The 1,502-nt window shown below is 58.4% G+C and carries 1 protein-coding gene and 1 pseudogene; one reads left to right on the top strand and one right to left on the bottom strand.

All coding sequences use genetic code 11. The features are described 5' to 3' along the window. Positions 1 to 236 (bottom strand): annotated as a pseudogene (locus tag U5775_RS38725) (4-hydroxy-4-methyl-2-oxoglutarate aldolase); the annotation flags it as partial. 88 nt (positions 237 to 324) lie between these two features. Between U5775_RS38725 and U5775_RS38720 the strand changes: the two are divergent. Beyond that, positions 325 to 1,236, top strand: coding sequence for a LysR family transcriptional regulator (locus tag U5775_RS38720; RefSeq protein WP_322063403.1), 912 nt, complete (start codon positions 325 to 327; stop codon positions 1,234 to 1,236). Positions 1,237 to 1,502 lie beyond the last annotated feature (266 nt).

Genomic DNA, 1,502 nt, shown 5'->3' with positions numbered 1-1,502 from the left:
ACGACAAGCACGTCGCCAGGTTTCGCGTGCAGCAATGCGTAATGGAGCATGAGGTTGTCGGCCGGGCGCACGTCCACGGTCACGGCGCGGCCCGCGATGCGCATGCCCGCGTCAATCGGCTTGATGCCGCTATCCAGCGCGCCTTTCGCGCCCTGCGCCTCGTAAACCGTGGCGCTGCCAAAATCCGCCAAGGTCGCAAGCGCTTCGGCCACTGGTAAACCCGCACGATCGCTCATGTTCCACTCCGCAATTGAAATAGCGACCAGTGTTAGATAAAGTGAAGTGCAGATCAAACATGATTATTTGATGATATGTTCACGAATCATGAACTTAAGGCAGCTTCGTTATTTCTGTGCCATCGTGGAATCGGGCAGCGCGGCCCTCGCGGCGCAAGCTCTTTTTGTCGCCCCGACGGCCATCAGCATGCAGCTCGCGCAACTCGAAGGGGATCTCGGCGGCGACCTGTTCGACCGCTCGCGCAGGCCGATGGAGCTGACCTCACTAGGCCAGTATCTTTATCCGCGCGCCAAGGAGTTGCTGTCCAACGCAAAGCGGCTGGATGACGAAGTGAAAGGCATCGCGCAAGGCAAGCGTGGATGGATCGGGATCGGCTTCGTGCGCTCGGCGAATTTCTCTCTATTGCCGGACAGCGTCCGGCGATTCAGGAAGGCGTGTCCCGACGTTCATCTCGATCTCGTCGAAGTCCTGACCGAGTATCAGCCGGAAAAGCTTCTGCAAAAGCGTATCGATATCGGCATATCACGCTTCATCGGGCCGTTCGAGCGGCATCCTGAACTCGACTACACACTCATCTACGATGATCCCTTCGTCGCCGCGATTCCTTTGGACAGTTCTCTCGCGGAACAGAAGTCAGTCACGGCGGCCGCATTGTCGGCGCAACCGTTTATCCTCTATCCGAAGGACGCACGCAGTCCCTTCGGCCAGCAGATGCTGACCGCGCTTCAACTGGCGGGAGGAGATCCGGTGGTCGGCTATGAGGCTGTCGAAACGCATACAGCGCTGGCGCTGGTTGCCGCCGGGCTCGGCGTGACGATGGTTGGGCAATCCATCGCGAAAAACAATCGCAAGGATGTCAGGTTTCTGCGCATAAGCGACGTCAAGCTGACGACAACATTGGTCGTGGTGACCCGGAAAGATGATGAATCCAGGACCGTGGAAGCGTTTCGTAGTGCCGTCTGTTCGGGAAGCAGCACGCGTTCCGGGCCGAAGCCTTGATGACGGCGATCCTGGCTCTGGCCATTTGGCCGCCAGCAGGCTAGCAAATTTTCATGAAATTAGCTTAATCCGCGTTATGGGAAGGACGAAAGTACGGCCTGACGACCATCCTGGCGACGGATGGCTCGGCAGCAGCCTTCCTACCGACGCCTGGACAGGGAGAGGCCATTCTGGGGGGCGTTGATTTCCCGATGCCCCCCGTCAGAATTACTGAGCCGGAACACCCTCCAAAATCAGAAGGGCCCGCATACCACAAGTTCTGGAAG

The sequence above is a fragment of the Paraburkholderia sp. J63 genome, assembly GCF_905220245.1.
Classification (GTDB): Bacteria; Pseudomonadota; Gammaproteobacteria; order Burkholderiales; family Burkholderiaceae; genus Paraburkholderia.
The sequence above is the reverse complement of the archived record's forward strand: the minus strand, read 5'-3'. Positions and strand labels throughout refer to the sequence as shown.